The organism is Moellerella wisconsensis ATCC 35017 (genome assembly GCF_001294465.1).
Classification (GTDB): Bacteria; Pseudomonadota; Gammaproteobacteria; order Enterobacterales; family Enterobacteriaceae; genus Moellerella; species Moellerella wisconsensis.
The window spans coordinates 1-18,501 of the sequence record NZ_LGAA01000007.1; the positions used below are offsets into that span (position 1 = coordinate 1).

Sequence of the window (18,501 nt, forward strand, 5' to 3'; positions counted from 1 at the left end):
TATTATTTCTGTGCTAAAGTTCTGTATGTAACATTATTTTCTTATATGCTTTAATTAATTATCTGATGATTATAAGTGGATTTATTTATATTCGGTCTATATTCAGTCAGATTTACATCAGGCTTGTAGAAAGTTATTCCTTACTCCCTCTGTATTCATATAAGTAAAAACTGAGCACAAAGATCCTTTTAAAAAACAGCTTTCCTCGATAGTGAAAAAATCATGTCACTTAATACAGCCGATTGAAATTATTGATAAAAAGCCGCATTGTACTCGGTTATGTGGCATATATTTTTTAGGTTTTTAAATGTTCTGCTTATATGAGAAATGAGTTTTTAATAAAATGTGGAATTATATTTCGCAAAAATTTAGTTAATATCTGTGAATATTAGAAGTTAGATATTGAGTAATACTGATAATTGACAATATAGAATAAGAGCGAGGTTATTTGTCTAAGTACGATGCTACTACCTATTAAATAAAATTAATTATGTTTATTCACTTTTGCGGATGCTTATTTTGATGATTGAGCGTTAAGAATTATATTTTTTTCTGAGGGTAATTGTTGATAATCCAAAATATTTTTATTGCCATCTAATACTCTGATTGGTGTATTACCGTTAAAACATGTTCTTAATGCTGAATAGCATATTTGTTTATGTTCCTTATGAATAATACCGAGCCAGTCACTAATAAGAAAATAATTATTAGCAGTACTAACTGGATGATCAATATTGCCTACTTTTCTTTTTTGTTGATTTATTTTGTCACTGTACCAGATTAATAAGGGAATTTGATAAGCTTCTTTTTTAGTTTTATTAACACCATGATGATATCTAATATCGCCATTATTATCTATGCGCTGTAAGGCATGGTCAGAAAAATATAGAATAGATGCTTTCTGTTGATCTACTTTATTGATGATGTTACCGATAATACTATCAGTATAAGCGATTGAGCTGTCATAACAGTTATCATCTTGATTATCACTATAATGTTGTAATCTTTTCTCAGGAAAGCGATTACATGCAGGTTCATGGCTGCCATATAAGTGAAGAACAATCAGCTTTTTGCCTTTTTCTTGTAGCGCCTTATCCAGATAAGGGAGCAAATCTTCATCATAAGTGATGGTATTTTGCCAACGACTATTTTGTGATTTATGGGCGATAGCTGAGATTAAACTGGTGCTTTTTCCTGCTTTACCTTGGTTACTAAACCAAAAAGTTTTAAAGCCAGCATGGTTAGCTAAGCTGATAATATTGTCCGCATAGTAGCTTTTATCATTCAGTTGTTCATATTGTATATTAGACAATGAGATTGGAACTGAAAGTAAGGTAACTGGTGCAGGAGAGATCGCTTGTGTGAATAATAAGATATTATTTTTTTGATTAACTAGATTTGGTGTATTACGGTGTTGATAACCATATATTTGCATATGATCACGACGGGTAGATTCACCAATAATTAGAATATAAGTCTCTATATCAGTATCATTTTTTTGATATTTGTAATTGATATTAATATTTGCTATTTTTTTTATTTGTCGTACATCATGGAGTGATCTTACCATCGCTGAGGCATTATAAAATGGGGTTCCCATAAAAAAGTGTTCAGTAGCAATTAGATTATTTTTTTGATTTTTATCAATAGCATAATAATCAATAAAAATTAAGGGTAAAAATCCAGTAAGAAGAATAAGGCCATATTTACCTTGTTTGTTGCTAGTATAAAATGATAACCATCTTACTGATAAGTAATAGGTTAAGCTCATAAAAATAAAGAATAGAATATAATATTTATTATATGAGAGCATACCCGCAGCTTCGCTACTGTTGGTATTAATTACAGTTTCGGCAATTGTTGAAGAAAAACCAATATCATGCTCTTTATAGAAGAAAAAAGAGGTTGAAAGATTTAATGCCCACAGTAACGCGGCGAAGACTGTATATATTTTTCCTATTTTAAATTTATAAAACCAAGCTGACGATATAACAAGTAATAGCCCTGATATTGTCATCTTTATTTTATATTCAAGAGCTAAGTCACCAGAAAAAAATACTGGCAATATTGTGACTATAGACACGATTAGAAAAATATATATTTTAGACATATATGACGATGGTAATTCCTTTGAATAAGATTGTGAGTAAAACATTAACTAATTTTTATTACAATGCTTTTGGACTCGGAAAAACTCTGAAAGTATAAAATCATTAATAGAAAAAACCAACAAGTAACATTTAAATAATACTATCAATTAGTTATGTTTTTTTTCGAGGAGTGTAAAGTTAAGCAGGTTTTATTGGAGATTTATTTCTATGGGCAATGAAGCGCGTTCATGCGCTTCATTGTTCCCGCTAAATTAAATTTTAACAACAGGAGCCTGTTGTTGAGATAAGGTGTATTAGTGAGATTTTCCTTGCTCTGCGCCTAAACCAATCTGAGAACGTATAAATTGCTCTCTAAATTTCTCTTTTTCTGCTTTTCCTTGCGATGAATTATCGGTTATTGAGAATAGCCAAGAAGCGAAAAATGCCACAATCATTGAAAATAAAGCTGGATATTCATAGGGATAGATCGGTTTTTCATGATGAAGTATACCGACCCAGATTGTTGGTCCAAGGATCATTAATATAACTGCTGTACTTAATCCTAACCAGCCCCCAGCCAGTGCCCCTCGAGTTGTTAGTCCTTTCCAATACATTGAAAGCAGTATAATTGGAAAGTTACAACTGGCTGCGATAGAGAAAGCTAAGCCAACCATAAAGGCAATATTTTGCTTTTCAAATAAAACTCCTAGCCCGATAGCGACAATACCGAGGATCACTACGGTAATTTTAGAGACTCTAAGCTCGTCTTTTTCGTTAGCTTTACCTTCTTTTATCGCCATGGCATATAAATCATGAGAGACCGCAGATGCACCTGCAAGAGTTAATCCAGCGACGACGGCGAGAATTGTTGCGAAGGCGACTGCAGAAATAAAACCGAGAAATAAATTACCGCCAACCGCATCAGCAAGGTGAACTGCTGCCATATTGGTACCGCCAATTAATGCGCCTGCTGCGTCTTTAAACTGGGGATTAGCACTGACGAGAACAATAGCGCCAAAGCCAATAATAAAGGTCAGAATATAGAAATAACCAATAAATCCAGTTGCATAGAATACGCTTTTTCGTGCTTCTTTAGCATCGCTGACGGTGAAGAAACGCATAATAATATGCGGTAGCCCGGCAGTACCAAACATTAATGCTAGCCCAAGAGACAGCGCAGAGATAGGGTCGGAAACCAATCCGCCTGGACTCATAATTGATTGACCATTTTTATGTATTTCAACGGCTTGCTTAAATAAAGTATTAAAGTTGAAATCGGCATATTTCATGACCATGATGGCCATGAAGGTTGCTCCTGCTAGTAATAATATCGCTTTGATTATTTGTACCCATGTGGTGGCTAGCATACCCCCGAAGAGTACATACATGACCATTAATATACCGACGATAATTACGGCGACGAGATAATCTAAGCCGAATAACAGTTCAATTAGTTTTCCGGCTCCAACCATTTGAGCAATCAGATAAAGCGCAACGACAACTAATGAGCCGACAGCGGAAAGAATACGAATAGGGCGTTGTTTTAAACGGTAGGAAGCAACATCGGCAAAAGTATAACGTCCCAGATTGCGTAGACGTTCTGCAATCAGAAATAAAATAATTGGCCAGCCAATCAAAAAACCGATTGAGTAGATTAAGCCATCATATCCAGAGGTATATACCAGGGCTGAAATTCCCAAGAATGATGCGGCAGACATAAAATCACCGGCAATAGCCATACCATTTTGAAATCCGGTTATTTTACCCCCTGCAGTATAATAATCGGTACGTGAACGGGTTCTTTTTGATGCCCAATAGGTAATATAAAGTGTGAATCCGACGAAGATCATAAACATAATGATCGCTTGAATATTAATGGGTTGACGCTCAACATCACCGGTTAGTGCTTCCGCATTCACCATTACTGGTGCCAATACCAGTAGTATTAGAAGGCGTTTTGTCATTTTTTCACCTCGCTAAGAATTTCACTCGTGAGGCGGTCGTATTCACCATTAGCCCGAATAACATACAGTCCGGTTAAAATAAATGAAATTACGATTAGCCCAACGCCAACGGGAATACCACGGGTAATATATGAACCTTCTGATATGGGTGTCCCTAGCCAACTAGGATCAAAGGCAATAAGAAAGATAAAACTGACATACAGCACTAATGTGATGAGGGACAGTGACCATGAAAAACGACTGCGTTTTTTGACCAATTCTTTGAAGCGAGGGTTATTTTCTATCTCTTGATAAACAGTATCATTCATCAGAGTTTCTCCTCTGTTATTTTTTATCGGTGTGGTTGTACAGGCTACTTTTCAGTAGCCTATAGTGTGTCATTGATAATAAATAGTGGAATATGTGTACTCGGTGGTATCTATGGCATGGCGTTATGGCATGTTCATGGACTGTTTTTCTTCTAATAATTTTTCAACCACACTTGGATCGGCTAATGTCGATATATCTCCAAGATTGCTGGTATCGCCGGTAGCAATTTTACGCAAGATGCGGCGCATAATTTTACCGGAGCGGGTTTTAGGCAGTGAATCTGTCCAGTGAAGAATATCTGGCGTTGCAATTGGGCTAATTTCTTTGCGTACCCACTGGCGAACATCAGTATAGAGCTCAGGGGAAGGCTCCTCGCCATGATTTAAAGTGACGTAAGCATAAATAGCTTGTCCTTTAATATTATGAGGAATACCTACAACCGCTGCTTCTGCAATTTTAGGGTGAGAGACCAAAGCAGATTCAATTTCTGCGGTACCTAATCGATGCCCTGAGATATTCAGTACATCATCAACTCGGCCGGTAATCCAATAATAGCCTTCATCATCGCGACGGGCGCCATCCCCACTGAAATACATACCTTTAAAAGTTGAAAAATAGGTTTGTTCGAAACGATAGTGATCACCATAAAGTGTTCGAGCTTGACCGGGCCAAGAATCAACAATGACTAAGTTTCCTTCTTGTGCGCCTTCAATAATTTCGCCCATATTATCCACGAGTGCTGGACGTACGCCAAAAAATGGCAGCGTCGCAGAGCCGGGTTTTAAGGCGATAGCACCGGGTAATGGGGTTATCATAAAGCCACCGGTTTCTGTCTGCCACCATGTATCTACTATTGGGCAGCGACTATTCCCCATTTTTTTATAGAACCATTCCCACGCTTCAGGATTGATTGGTTCTCCTACGGAGCCTAATATCCGTAGAGAGTTTCTGTTTGTGCCTTCGATCGCTTTATCGCCTTCTGCCATTAATGCGCGGATGGCGGTTGGAGCGGTATAGAGGATATTTACTTGATGTTTATCCACAATTTGGCTCATGCGATTAACAGCAGGATAATTAGGGACACCTTCAAACATTAGCGTTTTAGCGCCGTTCGATAACGGCCCGTAGAGCAGATAGCTATGGCCGGTAACCCAGCCGACATCGGCGGTACACCAGTAGACCTCATCATCATGATAATCAAAGGTATATTTAAAGGTTAGCGAGGCATAAACTAAATATCCTCCCGTCGTGTGTAATACGCCTTTAGGTTTCCCTGTTGAGCCTGAAGTATAGAGAATAAATAGAGGATCTTCGGCATTCATTTCTTCTGCCGGACAATCATTACTGGCATTTTGCATCAGTTCATGCCACCACAAGTCGCGCCCATTAACCCAATTTTTTTGGTTACCGGTGCGACGATAAACGATGACATTTGAAATTGTGGTGATTTGAGGATTGAGCAAGGCATCGTCGACATTTTTTTTCAATGGAATACTTCTGCCAGCACGAAGACCTTCATCGGCAGTAATCACTAATTTTGCTTTACAATCAATGATTCGGCCAGAAACTGCTTCAGGAGAAAACCCAGCAAAAATAACGGTATGAATCGCTCCGATACGTGCACAAGCTAACATAGCTACTGCTGCTTCTGGCACCATTGGCATATAGATAGCAACCACATCGCCTTTTTGAATACCGCACTGTTTTAATACATTGGCAAAGCGACACACCTCAGCATGAAGTTCACGATAGGTAATATTTTTAGAGTGAGAAGGGTCATCGCCTTCCCAAATGATTGCGGTATGATCGCCTCGTTGACTTAAATGACGATCAAGGCAGTTAGCGCTTAAATTTAAAGTACCATCTTCAAACCAGCGGATATTAATATGGCCGGGATCAAAAGAGGTGTTTTTTACCCGAGTGTAGGGCTTAATCCAATCAACAATTTTTCCTTTTTCTCCCCAGAACGCGTCGGGATCTTGCAGGGATAATTGATATTCGTCATGGTACTGTTGTTCGGTTATCAGGGCGTTATTAATAATGTCAGCTGAGATCGGATGCTTAGTTATTTTTGTCATATTTTTATCTCCTTCCAGATGTTAATAGTATGTCAAAAAATAGTTAACTAAAGCTGTAATTAAGAATTTGTTTTTATTTTGAGCGGAAGATCACGTATTAAATGTACCGATATTCTCAGATTAAACATTTAGTGCGTAATGACTGAGTGGTTTATAAAGCTATTAATTTTAAATTAATTAGCTTATTGTCTAGATTTTTACCCATTATCTCTATATGTATCACTAAATTAGGCTGTAAATTTAGTTGACTTATAAACCCACAATACCATAATGGATATGATAATGATTTTCATTAATGTTAAAATCACTATAATGACAATTGACTCACAGGATATAAAAATTTACTAATAGGTAAATTGATATATTCAAAACATTTGGATTGATGTTCGTTTTCAATTTGGAATATCAAGGGTTATAAGTTACTGGAGACAATTATATGAGCTATACATTACCTGCTTTACCTTACGCTTACGATGCGCTGGAACCCCATTTTGATAAGCAAACAATGGAAATCCATCATACTAAACATCATCAAACCTATGTAAATAATACGAATACAGCATTAGAATCATTACTTGAATTTGCGGGTATGGACATTGATGAGTTAGTTAAAAATCTGGATAAAGTTCCTGCGGATAAGCGTACTTTTTTACGCAATAATGCGGGTGGGCACTCAAATCACAGTTTTTTCTGGAAAGGCTTGAAATTAGGCACCGAATTAAAGGGTGCATTAAAACAAGCTATTGAACGTGATTTTGGCAGTGTTGATGAATTTAAAGCTAAATTTGAAGCTGCCGCAGCCACCCGTTTTGGTTCAGGTTGGGCATGGTTAGTATTGAATGATACCGGTAAATTAGCCGTTGTTTCTACCGCGAATCAAGATAGCCCATTAATGGGTGAGGCTATTTCTGGCGTATCAGGTTATCCGATCATCGGTTTAGATGTTTGGGAGCACGCCTATTATCTGCAATATCAAAATCGTCGTCCTGACTATATTAAAGCCTTCTGGTCAGTAGTTAACTGGGATGAAGCAGCTAAACGCTTTGATGCTAAATAATTAGCCCGATTAATTATAAATATTTTTGCATGGCTGAGCTTTTTAGCCATGCATTTTTTATTAATAAACTAAGGTTCTTCTCTATAATCCAGTCTAAAAATCCCACTATATCCTAAACTTAATTAACCTCGTTGTTATCTTCGATACCTTTCTTTATGATCTCATTCTCAACGTTATTTTGATGTCGTTTGGAGACTAATTAATGGAGTATCATCCTCAAGTCTTTATTGGAAAAGTTCAACCTACAGGGCATTGCGGTAACAGTGGAATAGATAAACATCAAGTCGGGGGATTACTGCAATTATTACCTCTGGGTCTTGCGGGAGATGAGCAAGCTGAAAAAAAATTTCATGGGGGACCCGATAGAGCGCTTTGCCAATATCCGGCCGAACATTATCATTATTGGAGCCAATGCTACCCTGAGTTAATTGATTTATTTATCGCGCCTGCATTTGGTGAAAATCTATCTACAACTGGTATGAATGAAGAGAATGTCTTTATTGGGGATATTTATCGCTGGGGAGACGGGATGATCCAAGTGACTCAACCACGTTCACCCTGTTATAAACTGAATCGAATGACCGGGTTAGAAAATTTCTCATTAACCTTACAAAATAGCGGTCGTTGTGGATGGTTATATCGCGTTATAAAAGGGGGGGCTGTTAGCGCAAATGCTTCATTACAGCTGCTGAGTCGTAATAGTGATATTTCAGTCAAAGAGGCTATCGCTATTGCTTTTCATCTACCTTTTGATATGAGTCTGTATCGCCGATTACTTTCTGCTAGTGGATTATCAGCTAGTTGGAGTTATACCATGCAGAAGCGTATTCAAGATAAGCGCATTGAAGATTTTAATCGTCGCTTATTTGGCCACGATTAAGGATGACATAATCTCTAACTCAATTTGGCTAATAGGCAATTTTTATCAAGATCAGTCATTAAAATATCCTGATCGTTAGTGATCAAACTGTGTTTGTGTAGCCGTTTTAATCAGGCAAGAACGTTATTAGAAGTCAGTTGATGAAGAATGGGTTAATGTGGAATAATTTATTCGCCACAGCTTATTAGTTTTTAACCATAGATCATTTAGGTCTTAACCATAGATCATGAGTGCGGATAAAAAATAATAAAATAAAAACAGGCCACTCTACTAGGAGTCGCCTGTTAGCATTTAACTCAAAATATCTTACGGCAGATAATATTAAGTCAGAAAAATTATGGGCGTTTTACGAAACCGATAACATCATAGACTTTGTCTAGCGTTTTCTGGGCTTGTTGTGCGGCTTTATCTGCACCATCAGCCATAATTTTATTCAATAGTGCTTCATCGTTACGGAAATGATGATAGCGCTCTTGTAAGCTTGTTAGCATTTCTGCCACAGCATTAGCAACTGCACCTTTAAGATGGCCATACATTTGACCCGCAAATTCAGTTTCTAATTGCTCGATGGTTTTATTGGTAATACCCGCCAGAATATCCAATAGGTTAGATACACCCGGTTTATTTTCTAAATCATAACGTACACAAGGTGGTTCTTCTGAATCGGTTACTGCACGTTTGATTTTCTTCGCCGCAGATTTGGGATCTTCTAATAATGTAATCACGTTATTACGATTGTCATCAGATTTAGACATTTTCTTGTTTGGATCTTGTAGTGCCATAACGCGAGCACCACCTTTAGGAATAAAAGGCTCTGGCACGGTAAATACTTCACCATAAATGGCATTAAAACGCTGAGCAATATCACGGCTCAATTCTAAATGCTGTTTTTGGTCGATACCTACTGGGACTTGATTAGTTTGATAAATCAAAATATCTGCTGCCATCAGGACGGGATAATCGAATAATCCTGCGTTGATATTCTCAGAATGGCGAGATGATTTATCTTTAAATTGAGTCATACGGCTCAACTCACCAAAATAAGTGTAGCAGTTTAATGCCCAGCCTAATTGAGCATGCTGCGGAACATGCGACTGAACAAAAATAGTACTTTTATTTGGGTCGATACCACAGGCTAGATAAAGTGCGAGAGTATCTAAAGTCCGTTGACGCAGTTGCGTTGGATCTTGGCGCACAGTAATTGCATGTTGGTCAACAATACAGTAGATACAGTCGTAATCATCTTGCATCAGTGCCCACTGACGTAACGCTCCCATATAGTTACCAATAGTTAATTCACCAGAAGGCTGAGCACCGCTGAATACGATAGGTTTCTGGGCTGGTTTTGCAGTGGGATCACTCATTTTATATGTCCTTAATTTTTAGAAGATGATAAGCCAATCGCAGCAGTTAGGTCTGAAAAGTGCGTTAATACGCAGTCAGGCTCACTGAGTGCGATTGATTCACCATAGTTATAGCCATAGGTCATCCCTACACAGGGACAGCCAGCAGCTTGTGCTGCAAGAATATCATTACGGGAATCACCAACAAAAAGCAATTCTTCTTTGCGTAACCCAAAAGTCCCCATGGTTAGGTATAACGGCGCAGGATGAGGTTTTTTTTGTTTGACATCGTCGCCGCCCAAGACTAATGAAAAATAGCTATCTATAGCTAATTTTTTGAGTAATGGTGCAATGAATGCTGTTGGCTTATTGGTCACGATCGCTAATGGTAGTGAATGTTTGGCGAGCTCAGCTAAGGTCTCTTTTACCTCAGGGAACAGTTTGCTACCGGTTGTCACTGAAAGTGCATAATATTTATCAAAACTATCACGCGTTGCTTGTTGCAGCTCCGGTGTTATTTGTGCCCCGGCCCATTTAAGTGCTCGTTCCACCATAATATCTGCGCCATTACCAACCCAGATAGAAACGCGTTCTTTACCTGCCGCCGGGTAACCTTGTTCAACTAGCGCTTTATCTAATGCATCAGATAAGCCTCCGGCACTATCGACTAGAGTACCGTCAAGATCGAACGCTATTGCTTTGATATCTTTTGAGATTTTATTTATCATCGTGACACCTTCTGTAGTTCTTTTCGCATATCATCGATGACGGTTTTATAATCAGACTGACCAAAGATAGCTGAGCCTGCAACAAAAGTATCTGCCCCAGCTTGAGCAACTTCGGCAATATTTTCTACTTTAATCCCGCCATCAACTTGAAGACGAATATTATACCCACTCTCATCGATCAGTTTACGGACTTGACGCAACTTATGCAGTGTTTGAGGTATAAACGATTGACCACCAAAGCCTGGATTGACAGACATTAATAGGATCATATCGAGTTTATCCATGACATACTCAAGGCAACTTAGTGGTGTGGCTGGATTGAGAACCAAACCTGCAGTGCAACCGTGCTCTTTGATCAGCTGTAATGTGCGGTCAATATGTTCGCTGGCTTCAGCATGAAAGCTAATATGACTCGCCCCCGCTTTAGCAAAATCAGGAACAATACGATCAACCGGTTTAACCATTAAATGGACATCGATCGGCGCGGTAATTCCGTAATCCCGTATCGCCTTACAAATTGGCGCTCCGAAAGTTAGATTAGGGACGTAATGATTGTCCATGACATCAAAATGGACAGTATCAGCACCGGCTGCCAGTACTTTAGCTGTATCTTCGCCTAATCTTGCAAAGTCAGCAGATAAAATAGATGGGGCAATCAGAAAATCTTTCATTATCGTCTCCAATTATTATTCGGCCACTCATCACCCTATTAATTATTCGGCAATGAGGTCGTTATTTATCGAGCAGCTCTATTTTTGTTTTATACCGAGGGTTATCTTTATATAAAGCAAGTAACTCATTGACTTTATTACGATTTAATATATTGCTGCTAATCGTTCGGCGAACCTTAACAATATGCAGTTTAGCTTGATGATACCACTCTCGTGTTGCGGGAGTATCATGGTTTGAAATCAGAACTGGAATTTTGCGGTCTGATGACAAGTAATAGGCTAACTGAGCTAAGTTCTGCTGTTCAAGAGCACTGAAGCTGTTAGTATGATAAGCGGTAAAATTCGCAGTTTCAGATAATGGGGCGTACGGTGGATCACAATAGACAACCGAGCCAGATTGTGCTGAAAGCAGTGTATCGCGATAATTTTGCGTCACAAAAATCGCATTTTGTGACTTTTCCGCAAACCACAATAATTCATCTTCTGGAAAATAAGGTTTTTTATAACGACCAAATGGAACGTTAAATTCACCTCGCAAATTATATCGACATAGACCGTTATAGCAGTGGCGGTTTAGATACAGAAAAAGTACGCTACGGCGTATAGGATCTCGAGATAGATTAAACTCAGAACGCATTAAATAATATTGTTCTGAAGTATTAAATTCAGGCGTAAAGACAGCTCGAACTTGTTCGATAAACTCGTCTGTACGGAATTTTACTGTGTTATATAGATTGATCAGGTCACTGTTAATATCTGCCAGAATATAGGAATCATAGCTGGTATTCAAAAATACAGAGCCTGCACCAACAAAGGGTTCAATCAGGCAATCACCCTCAGGAAGATGTTGTTTAATATCATCAACCAGAGGGTATTTACCGCCTGCCCATTTTAAGAAAGCGCGTCTTTTTTTCATGCCGTCAAATAGTTACGAACGTTTAGAGTAAATACTGAGTACTCTGTCAGGACAGCATAGTAGTGCGCCCACGTTAAAAAATGATTATTTTTTCTGATCTTGTTGAACTTGTTTCATATTTCTAACCCACGGTTTTTTGGCTTGAACTGCGCTTGGTAAAGTCGCGATAGCATTTTTCGCTTCATTAACCGAACGGTAGTTACCATGGATGAGAACATACCAAGTTTGTCCATTTCGAACAGTTTTATAAACGGTATAGTCAGTCAGTTTATTTTGTTTCGCAAATGCATTTAAGGTATCAGAGCGGCTCGCGCTACTGAGCTGTAACGTATAATTAGTTACTGGGGCTGCCATTAGCTTCCCACCTTGACCACCGTTGATACTGCTGGTGGCTTGTTTTGCTGGCGTTACGGGTTTTTTCTCAGTAATTGTTTGTGGTTTAGTGTCTGTTTTGGTTGATTTTACCGGTTGCGTTGTTTTTGGTGTTACAGCAGGAGTGACCGGTTGTACTACTTGGGGTGGCAATGTTTGTTGTTGATTTACAACCGGTAAATTTTGACCTTGATGTAAAGCGTCAGCGACATCACCAGGAATTTCAACGCGTTCACCCAGGTCTTGTCGCTGAGATGGCAATTGATTCTGTGTCGGCGTACCACTAATTGGTGGCATAGTGACTTCTTGAGGCTGTCCTTGCGTTGGATTATTGGCTAGCGATGAAGAAGACGATAAGTCAATATTCCGTTCAGTCGTCGTATTTGCTTGTTGCTTTTCATGCTCAGTCGGCGCTTTTAGCGCAGAGCTAATTGCAATAATGAGCAATAACAATACCAGTACACCGACCCCAATCATAATATGTTGGCGTGAAACCGTTAATTTAGGCTTTTGTTTACTGGCAGGCTGGCGAGGACGCCCAGTCGGCCGGTCTGAAGTATCAGGCCGCAAGTCATTTTGTCCTTGTGACTGATTTTCTGGTTTTAACTCGTCCATTTCGCCCCCCACAATTTTCACCTATAAACCTATAAAAAAGAAAGATTGATTATATACCCGGATATCTCAAGTTGCAGAGGCGTTCGCTATGTTAACTATCTGGATCACATAATTTTTATGTTTATCGTGATAGCGTTGTTGAGCGCTTGACCGCAGCCTTAAATTATTTGGCTATAGCCTGTATTTACCTTACTTTCACCCGCTAAAAATAAGGGAATGTAAGGATGACACAGATAAATAATAATACGAGCGTATAATTTAACGATTTTAAGCCATATTCGCTAGAGGGATTTAAAAACATTGCTGTTTATTGATGTTTTTTCTCTAACAATACGGTTTATATCAGTTAATTAATTATGGAAGGCACATTTTGATCGCCTGTAGAACGATATCTGCGCCAATATCTGCACGTAATTCAGAATCGCCAATTTGGGTCGGTAAAATGAGATGTAATTTTCCACCCATGACCTTTTTATCTCGCATCATATGAGGAAGATAATCGTCAGGAGTCATTTCTGTAGGGCCACAGACGGGTAAATTAGCGCGTTGTAGTAGTGTAATAATTCGTTGGGTATCAGCTTCACTAAATATGCCCGCAAGCTCAGCGGCTCTTGCCGCCATAACCATACCTGCGGAAACAGCCTCACCGTGTAACCAAACTCCATAACCCATCTCGGCCTCGATGGCGTGACCAAAAGTATGTCCTAGATTGAGCAGAGCTCGTAATCCACGGGTTTCTTTTTCATCAGAAGCAACGACTTGCGCTTTTAGTTCACAGCAACGGCGAATACAGTAGGCCATTGCTTGGTTATCCAGAATCATCAACTCGTTAATGTGATTTTCTAGCCAGGCAAAAAATTCTCCATCAAGAATAATGCCGTATTTAATCACTTCTGCGAGACCTGATGATAGCTCTCGTTTTGGTAATGTTTTTAGGCAATCGAGATCAATAATCACTGATGTGGGCTGATAAAATGCCCCAATCATGTTTTTACCTAAAGGATGATTGACTGCGGTTTTTCCGCCAACAGACGAATCTACTTGTGAAAGCAGGGTTGTCGGAACTTGAATAAATGGAACGCCACGTTGGTAGCTTGCAGCTGCAAAACCGGTTAAATCACCGATCACACCACCCCCTAATGCAATGAGGGTGGTATCACGGCCGTGATGTTTTTCGAGCAATGCAGTAAAAACATCATTCATTATCAACAATGATTTATACTTTTCGCCGTCGGGTAAAACAACAGAATCAACCTTTACACCCTGGTTTTCTAAGGTGCGTGTAACACTTTCGAGATACAGCGGTGCGAGGGTTTCATTTGTGACAATCATAACTCGCTGCCCAGATTTTAGAGGCAGGAAAGCATCTGTTTGTGAAAATAATCCAGATGCAATGGTGATTGGGTAGCTACGTTCACCCAAAGTCACAGTTACTTTTTCCATGTCGCGTTTACCTTTTGCTCATTGCTACTAAAATAAACAATCTGCGGGACTAGTTTTTTTCCAGCATATCAATAATTTGATTTGCTACTACTTTTGCGCTTTGTTCATCGGTATGAATAGTGATATCAGCGACTTCTTCGTACAGTGGATTACGTTCTTCGGCCAGTTTTTCTAACACTTCACGCGCTGGCTCATCCACTTGTAAAAGAGGGCGTTTTTTATCACGTTGAGTACGAGCTAATTGTTTTTCAATCGTGGTTTCTAAATAGACAACGACACCACGGGCTGACAGACGATTACGGGTTTCTTTCGATTTCACCGAACCGCCACCGGTTGCTAAAACGATGCCTTGTTTTTCAGTGAGCTCGTTAATGACTTTTTCTTCACGTTCGCGGAAGCCTTCTTCACCTTCCAAGTCAAATACCCAGCCTACATCTGCACCAGTACGTCGCTCGATTTCGTGATCGGAGTCGAAGAATTCCATATTGAGCTGTTGCGCCAGCTGGCGACCAATAGTGCTTTTGCCGGCACCCATAGGTCCAACTAGAAAGATATTGCGTTTCTCTGCCATGTTTTTGGTATTACTAAGATTATTCGTTAATGATAACCCGCCCCGCCAATAAAATTAGCGGCGGGACCTAAACTGAAACCTCATGAGTGATAAAGTGAGCTCAGATGATAAAATTATCTCAGTACATCAGCCTATATTGCAACCATATAAATAAGCCAGTTTAACAATAAAGTGACGATCCTGTGTTGACAGGTCTGATTTTTACCTTTATTGAAGAGGGTACACAATAAATTGTGTCTTTCCCATCAATATTGTACGCGAAATTGTACGTAAAAATCAGTATGTCAGTTTATTTTCAAACTAATTATTTTAACCGCTATTTATTAAATAGCAGTTTGTTTGTTTTTTCAGCCGATGTTAGTCAAAACACTCAATGGGTAACCTTGTATGATAAATCTGTCCCAGCGTCAAATTTATCCGGTCAGGTTTACGAAAGAAATGAAACATAACCCTAGAAACCGAAGGCTTTTTTGATATCAACTTGTTGAATTATAACAATTAAAAAAATATCAGGTTAAATATCAATCAAATGAGGTGTAATAAATATCACCAACTCTCTACGGCTCACTTGTTCATCAGTGTTTGTGAATAGCTTACCCAGCAGCGGGATATCAGCAAGAAATGGAACTGAAAGTTTTGTTTCTTCTTGTTTTTGTTGAAAAATACCACCAAGAATTAAGGTTTCACCATGTTTAATTGTGACTGAAGTATTTATTTCTTGTTTGTTAATCGATAAATGTTTATTTTCACCGAGCGTTAAAGCCGCGCTAGGTGAATTATGGCTAATTTTGAGCAGTAATAAAATTTGTCCATTTCGTTGTATGGACGGAGTAACCTCCATACCCAGCACGGCATCTTTAAATTGAACGGCGCTATTATTTTTTTCATCTTGAGAAGTAACATAAGGAATTTCAGTACCTTGTTTAATGCTGGCTGGTTTATTATGAGAGGCCATTAATCTCGGACTAGCAATAATAGTGAGGAGTTTTTTCTGCTCTAGCGCATTTAATTTTACGGACAAAAAACTATTTTTAATTTTAAGCAAATTTAGCGCTAAGCTACCAGTATTGATTTGATATTGCGTGTATTTGTCGGCGATATTGCTGGCACTGCCTTCTCCAGACATTCCCCAGTTTAATCCTAACTCTTGTAGGGCTTCTCGCCCACTACTAATAATATGGGCAGTTATTTGGACTTGCTGGTTGGGGACATCAGCCTCCTTTAGCCAGTTGATAATAAGCGGTAAGTTGTCGGTGTTTTCTTGTAAAATAAGACTATTAGTAAAGCTATCGACGGTTATTTTTGCTTGTCTTGATAAGATAGGCGGTTGGTAGTTTTTGAGGACGTCGGCAATTTTTTTTGCGTCAATAGTGAGTAACTTAATAATTTGCCGACTGATCGGTGCCTCTATTGTGATAGGAGGATCAAGGCTCTTTGTTACTGAGATTAACGACCGTTGATCTTGAAATTCGGGAGCTTGAAACGGATCTTTGAGTGGGAGCTGTACGGCTACGGCTACCAGCGGTATTAAAGTTAATAATAGCGTTAATAAATTACTGTTCCGATGCATTATTTTTTTCATCCTTGAATAACGTCAGTGTGAATAATCCAAATAATTCTCCCTTCCTTGGTTGTAATAGTAATTTATCTAAAATTAATGTGGGTATTGCTTGTACCACCAGTTCGAGAAAGTTAATTATTTGGAAATAATTACCTGAAATTTCAAGGTAATATTGATTTTCTGTCGTTGATATTGGGTGCCAATGATTGATTGTTACGCCTGATTTATCTAATGGTATTTTTAATAGATGTATTAATTCAATCGCCTTTATTGGCTGTGTTTGTAGCCGGCGTTTAAGTTGCTCATATTGCGAATTAAATTGTTGGGTGGTTGGTAGCTGATGGATAGCATCAGTATCTTGTTGCAGTAAAAGTTTTTGTTGTTGTATCTCAATATGCAGTTGATTGATGGTTTCCTCGTGGCTGTGCCAAAAGAACAAATAATAGCCGATAGAAATAAACATTATGAATATCGTCATAATTAGGTTTATTTGCCATGCTGGCCGATACCAAAGAGAGAGGTTATTGAATATCTGCATCTTCTATACCCTGCCAATAGGCTTTTAATGAAAGTTGATTGATAGCTAAGGTAGAGCGTTTCATTTGATGCGGGTATAGATGAGTTAATAATCGAGAGTGTTGAAAATCAGTGATTAACGTCATTATCTCATAGAGTAAATAGCTGTTTATATTTAATTCAAGTTGGTTATCTTGATGCGATAGTTTATCTAGCCAGCTATTAGGAGGTAATAGTTGAGGTAAGCTTTTAAGTAACTCTAAATGTTGTTGGATCTTCAGTCGTTGCTGGTGTTGTGAGACAGATAACAATTGTAATTGGTCATAATGGCGCTGTTGTTGTTGAAGCGCTTTAAGCTGCGTATGCTGATTTTTCTGGGTATTATTTATCTCGGTAACTTGGTGATTCAGCAAATTTATCGCTAATCGCTGCCGTTTTTCAGCGAATATAATTATGATTAGAAAACTCGATATTAGCCATCCAACCGTAAGAAGATATTTTTTCCTGCGTAATTTTAGATACTGATTTCTCCAAGGTAATAAATTGATTTGTAGCATTATTTATCCTCCGGTCGCAAAGTTAGCCCTGCTGCGATAACAAAATCACCCAATTGGTGAGGGAGCTTAGTCGCCAACTGATAAAATGCTTGATGCAGTTGCCAGTGCTGCGAAGCAGCAGGTTCGCATTTATCGCCGATATAGTATATTGGCAGTGTATTTGTCGAAGAATCGGTAGGGAGTTGGTCAATTAGCTGGTTAAATGTCGGTACTTCTGCGGTGACTGCGTAGTTATAACAGCCCGGTTGACGAGTGGGGCCTGCCCATAGCCATTCATTATCTCGATAATAGATTAACCAGCTATCATCGGGTATGCCGGCATATTGTGCCGCATAACGTAATGCATTGGGGGCGATATCAATTGTGGTGAGATCAAAACCACAAATTTTTAATAGATCGGACCAAAAAATAATATCTGATTTACGTGCTCCACTAAGGTAGACGTTCTGCGCTATAATTCGGTAATCAAAAATAAGCTCATCCGCATTCATTGGGAATTGTTTTTTGGTCTGTGATTGTATATACCAGCTGAATTCAGGTTCTTTGGGTGAAATATGTTCTGATAATACAAACTGATGCTTTATTGTACGCAATAGCGGAAAAGCTAAGCGAACATCGCAAGATTTCGGTAATTTCTGACGCCATTTAGTCAAAATATTTTGTAGTATTATCGGCGTTGTCTCATTGAATATTGTGGCAGGTAGGTCCTGCTGCCAACACTCACATAAATACCATCTATCGCGTTGTTTTTTTGCCGCAACTAGCTGAATTTTATTTAATGATAGGTCAATGCCAATGCGCCATTTTTGTAAATACATAGATAATTTCCA

17 protein-coding genes are annotated in these 18,501 nt (G+C 38.7%); 2 read left to right on the plus strand and 15 right to left on the minus strand.

The genetic code is table 11. The features are described from left to right. Window positions 1–514: 514 nt before the first annotated feature. The 4 genes from M992_RS03225 to acs all read right to left on the minus strand — a co-directional run bounded on the left by M992_RS03225 (window position 515) and on the right by acs (window position 6,441). The gene (locus tag M992_RS03225) at window positions 515–2,110 is read right to left on the minus strand and encodes a phosphoethanolamine transferase (protein ID WP_053907292.1); all 1,596 of its coding nucleotides are present in this window, start codon (window positions 2,108–2,110) and stop codon (window positions 515–517) included. A gap of 294 nt (window positions 2,111–2,404) precedes the next feature. Beyond that, a complete protein-coding gene (actP, locus tag M992_RS03230) occupies window positions 2,405–4,054 on the minus strand; it encodes a cation/acetate symporter ActP (protein WP_053907293.1) in 1,650 nt (549 codons plus the stop codon). Beyond that, window positions 4,051–4,362, minus strand: a complete 312-nt coding sequence (locus tag M992_RS03235) for a DUF485 domain-containing protein (protein ID WP_053907294.1) — start codon at window positions 4,360–4,362, stop codon at window positions 4,051–4,053. The genes actP and M992_RS03235 overlap by 4 nt, the downstream gene beginning before the upstream one ends. A gap of 123 nt (window positions 4,363–4,485) precedes the next feature. Then, on the minus strand, window positions 4,486–6,441 hold the full coding sequence (gene acs, locus M992_RS03240; protein WP_053907295.1) for an acetate--CoA ligase: 1,956 nt from the start codon (window positions 6,439–6,441) through the stop codon (window positions 4,486–4,488). Between the two features lie 436 nt (window positions 6,442–6,877). Between acs and sodA the strand changes: the two genes are divergently transcribed. Together sodA and yiiM are read left to right on the plus strand one after the other, a co-directional pair. Next, window positions 6,878–7,498: a superoxide dismutase [Mn] gene (gene sodA / locus M992_RS03245; protein WP_053907296.1), complete on the plus strand. Its 621-nt coding sequence runs from the start codon at window positions 6,878–6,880 to the stop codon at window positions 7,496–7,498. A gap of 202 nt (window positions 7,499–7,700) precedes the next feature. Next, a complete protein-coding gene (yiiM, locus tag M992_RS03250; RefSeq protein WP_053907297.1) occupies window positions 7,701–8,378 on the plus strand; it encodes a 6-hydroxyaminopurine reductase in 678 nt (225 codons plus the stop codon). A gap of 335 nt (window positions 8,379–8,713) precedes the next feature. Here yiiM and trpS read toward each other — a convergent pair whose 3' ends face one another. The 11 genes from trpS to M992_RS03305 all read right to left on the minus strand — a co-directional run bounded on the left by trpS (window position 8,714) and on the right by M992_RS03305 (window position 18,489). Next, window positions 8,714–9,742, minus strand: coding sequence for a tryptophan--tRNA ligase (gene trpS / locus M992_RS03255; RefSeq protein ID WP_053907298.1), 1,029 nt, complete (start codon window positions 9,740–9,742; stop codon window positions 8,714–8,716). Window positions 9,743–9,753: 11 nt separating this feature from the next. Continuing rightward, complete coding sequence (locus tag M992_RS03260) at window positions 9,754–10,449, minus strand: phosphoglycolate phosphatase (RefSeq protein ID WP_053907299.1); 696 nt, start codon at window positions 10,447–10,449, stop codon at window positions 9,754–9,756. After that, window positions 10,446–11,120, minus strand: coding sequence for a ribulose-phosphate 3-epimerase (gene rpe, locus M992_RS03265; protein ID WP_053907300.1), 675 nt, complete (start codon window positions 11,118–11,120; stop codon window positions 10,446–10,448). Before rpe ends, M992_RS03260 begins: the two co-directional genes overlap by 4 nt. A 61-nt stretch (window positions 11,121–11,181) precedes the next feature. Then, window positions 11,182–12,036 carry an adenine-specific DNA-methyltransferase gene (dam, locus tag M992_RS03270; RefSeq protein ID WP_053907301.1) on the minus strand — a complete coding sequence of 285 codons (855 nt, stop codon included), beginning with the start codon at window positions 12,034–12,036 and terminating at the stop codon, window positions 11,182–11,184. A gap of 84 nt (window positions 12,037–12,120) precedes the next feature. Further along, window positions 12,121–13,023: an SPOR domain-containing protein gene (locus M992_RS03275; protein WP_053907425.1), complete on the minus strand. Its 903-nt coding sequence runs from the start codon at window positions 13,021–13,023 to the stop codon at window positions 12,121–12,123. A 354-nt stretch (window positions 13,024–13,377) separates the two neighbouring features. Then, window positions 13,378–14,466: a 3-dehydroquinate synthase gene (aroB, locus tag M992_RS03280; protein ID WP_053907302.1), complete on the minus strand. Its 1,089-nt coding sequence runs from the start codon at window positions 14,464–14,466 to the stop codon at window positions 13,378–13,380. Between the two features lie 49 nt (window positions 14,467–14,515). After that, a complete protein-coding gene (gene aroK, locus M992_RS03285; RefSeq protein ID WP_047257389.1) occupies window positions 14,516–15,037 on the minus strand; it encodes a shikimate kinase AroK in 522 nt (173 codons plus the stop codon). A gap of 514 nt (window positions 15,038–15,551) precedes the next feature. After that, window positions 15,552–16,607, minus strand: coding sequence for a hypothetical protein (locus M992_RS03290; protein WP_053907303.1), 1,056 nt, complete (start codon window positions 16,605–16,607; stop codon window positions 15,552–15,554). Continuing rightward, window positions 16,591–17,061, minus strand: a complete 471-nt coding sequence (locus tag M992_RS03295) for a hypothetical protein (RefSeq protein ID WP_134473598.1) — start codon at window positions 17,059–17,061, stop codon at window positions 16,591–16,593. The genes M992_RS03290 and M992_RS03295 overlap by 17 nt, the downstream gene beginning before the upstream one ends. A 58-nt stretch (window positions 17,062–17,119) precedes the next feature. After that, a complete protein-coding gene (locus tag M992_RS03300; RefSeq protein ID WP_053907305.1) occupies window positions 17,120–17,671 on the minus strand; it encodes a PilN domain-containing protein in 552 nt (183 codons plus the stop codon). Beyond that, window positions 17,671–18,489 (minus strand): type IV pilus biogenesis protein PilM, encoded by an 819-nt coding sequence (locus M992_RS03305; protein WP_053907306.1) that lies wholly within the window; start codon window positions 18,487–18,489, stop codon window positions 17,671–17,673. The genes M992_RS03300 and M992_RS03305 overlap by 1 nt, the downstream gene beginning before the upstream one ends. Window positions 18,490–18,501 lie beyond the last annotated feature (12 nt).

Coding starts and splice junctions, on each gene's coding strand:
- aroK (WP_047257389.1), bottom strand. CDS start 15,037: ATGGCAGAGAAACGCAATATCTTTCTAGTTGGACCTATGGGTGCCGGC.
- M992_RS03305 (WP_053907306.1), bottom strand. CDS start 18,489: ATGTATTTACAAAAATGGCGCATTGGCATTGACCTATCATTAAATAAA.
- actP (WP_053907293.1), bottom strand. CDS start 4,054: ATGACAAAACGCCTTCTAATACTACTGGTATTGGCACCAGTAATGGTG.
- M992_RS03290 (WP_053907303.1), bottom strand. CDS start 16,607: ATGCATCGGAACAGTAATTTATTAACGCTATTATTAACTTTAATACCG.
- trpS (WP_053907298.1), bottom strand. CDS start 9,742: ATGAGTGATCCCACTGCAAAACCAGCCCAGAAACCTATCGTATTCAGC.
- M992_RS03300 (WP_053907305.1), bottom strand. CDS start 17,671: ATGCTACAAATCAATTTATTACCTTGGAGAAATCAGTATCTAAAATTA.
- sodA (WP_053907296.1), top strand. CDS start 6,878: ATGAGCTATACATTACCTGCTTTACCTTACGCTTACGATGCGCTGGAA.
- rpe (WP_053907300.1), bottom strand. CDS start 11,120: ATGAAAGATTTTCTGATTGCCCCATCTATTTTATCTGCTGACTTTGCA.
- yiiM (WP_053907297.1), top strand. CDS start 7,701: ATGGAGTATCATCCTCAAGTCTTTATTGGAAAAGTTCAACCTACAGGG.
- M992_RS03295 (WP_134473598.1), bottom strand. CDS start 17,061: ATGTTTATTTCTATCGGCTATTATTTGTTCTTTTGGCACAGCCACGAG.
- dam (WP_053907301.1), bottom strand. CDS start 12,036: ATGAAAAAAAGACGCGCTTTCTTAAAATGGGCAGGCGGTAAATACCCT.
- aroB (WP_053907302.1), bottom strand. CDS start 14,466: ATGGAAAAAGTAACTGTGACTTTGGGTGAACGTAGCTACCCAATCACC.
- M992_RS03260 (WP_053907299.1), bottom strand. CDS start 10,449: ATGATAAATAAAATCTCAAAAGATATCAAAGCAATAGCGTTCGATCTT.
- M992_RS03235 (WP_053907294.1), bottom strand. CDS start 4,362: ATGAATGATACTGTTTATCAAGAGATAGAAAATAACCCTCGCTTCAAA.
- acs (WP_053907295.1), bottom strand. CDS start 6,441: ATGACAAAAATAACTAAGCATCCGATCTCAGCTGACATTATTAATAAC.
- M992_RS03275 (WP_053907425.1), bottom strand. CDS start 13,023: ATGGACGAGTTAAAACCAGAAAATCAGTCACAAGGACAAAATGACTTG.
- M992_RS03225 (WP_053907292.1), bottom strand. CDS start 2,110: ATGTCTAAAATATATATTTTTCTAATCGTGTCTATAGTCACAATATTG.